At 41.4% G+C, this 1,713-nt stretch carries 1 protein-coding gene; it reads right to left on the bottom strand.

The window, feature by feature from the left end; genetic code table 11:
- Positions 1-127: 127 nt before the first annotated feature.
- Positions 128-1,713 (bottom strand): LPS-assembly protein LptD (locus IBX48_RS10490; protein ID WP_296834361.1); only part of this gene is annotated, 1,586 nt, incomplete at its 5' end.

Genomic DNA, 1,713 nt, shown 5'->3' with positions numbered 1-1,713 from the left:
TATCGTCGTTAACCACCGCGACAATCCGGTCGAGCAGGGTGTTGGCGTGTACTGAGAAAGCCATTAGGCCAGTAAAAAAAAGTGCAAAAAGTTTTGGGGTTTTAAACATGATGGTCTTTATTTTAAATTAAAAATTTAGGGTGTTTTTAATGGTGTCGCTTAAACGGCTGCCGAAGCTGCTTAAACCTTTAAACTCAATAACAAATTGAATACGCTCTTTATAACGTTGATCCGCTACTTGTACCTTATCCAGGATAAGTTCAGCACCCCAGCAACAATCATCGTAACGCAAACCAACCAGCAATTCACGCCGTTGTTCAATTTGAATGTCATAGTTGACGTAGCTAGAAAGTTGCCACTCTGAGTTTAGGCGAATAATTGCGCCAGCTGCAATGGTTTGCTGACGGCGATTTACATTCGCGGTGTTATCCAAAGCCGGGTCTGCATCCAGGTTTAAAGCTTGATGACTCACTAGTAATTCTATACGATTAAAAGCTTGAACTTTTAATCGATTATTAATTTGATTAAGTTTTTTGTTCTCATGGTCGAACTGACTTGTTGATGCAAAATATAAGGGTTTGAGATAGATGCCAAGTTTGACAAAGTAATCGGACTTCGGCTCTTCTTGAAGTTCGTTTCCAGCGAGTGTGACTTGTCGGTCTTCTAGGTAAAAAATTTGACCCACAGCGGCATCCGCCAGTGGTTTGCCAGATTCGTTAAGGACTCTGTTGGTGATGGCCACACTAATTTGATTGGTATCGCCGATACGGTCGAAACCAGAAAAGCGGTTAAGTCGGAAAATATTACTGAAGTCTAAGCTAGCTTCGCTGGTATCAAACTTGGTTAAGTGACTTTGATCAACATAAGGTACATAAAGAAATTGTACTTCAGGTTCCATGGTTTGAATAAAGTTACGGCCAAGTAAAGACAAGTCTCGCTCGAAAATTAGCCCCCCTTTGATCGCATATTGCATGACGGTATTATCCGTACTCGCCAGTGGATCAGCATTTTTTAATTCATATTGACGATAGTTGGCCTGAACATCAGTTTGCAAATAACCATACGGACGGCTTAATTGATAGCTGATTTTGGGTTGTACCAGAGTTCTTTGGCCCATGACTCCAGTGGGGTGGATTTGACCTGAAACATAACCGTCTTGAATAAAATTGTTAAAGCCCTGGTAGCGCACAAATTCGGTAGACTCTAAATAGACGTTTGTGCGAAATCCATACCAGGTTTTATTAAGGTTTAGGCCGATTTCTGGATGTTTTTCTAAGTAATTGTTTTCACCATTTCTAAGTGGTAAAAAACCATAATGTTGGATATGGGCTTGCAGCGGCCCATTTCGGTAGTTGAGTTTTATATTGCGAACCAGGCTGGTGGTTTGGTTTGTGCCTCCAGAGGCGTCACTAAAACCTTTTCGAGTTTCTTGGTAACCAAATGAAAGCGGAATGTCGTTATAAAAGTCTGGGTCGGAGACTTCTTGCCAGTTTATATTAGAGCTAAAGCCATAACCCCAGTTTTGTGAACCGTTGTAGCCTAAACGCCAGCGTTCCGATATTTCAGGATCAACTAGGATGTTTCCTCGGCGATCAACATAACGTAGCCCTTGTTTTTGAGTAAGCTGGTCGTTAATTAAGCTTAATTGCAGTGTGCCCCTATGTTTTGGTTGTAAATAGCGAAATTCGTTGTCCAATACAACGCCTCGATCTT

This window comes from Thiomicrospira sp., assembly GCF_014859555.1.
Taxonomy (GTDB): Bacteria; Pseudomonadota; Gammaproteobacteria; order Thiomicrospirales; family Thiomicrospiraceae; genus Thiomicrospira.
This window is presented reverse-complemented; position numbering and strand designations above follow the sequence as displayed.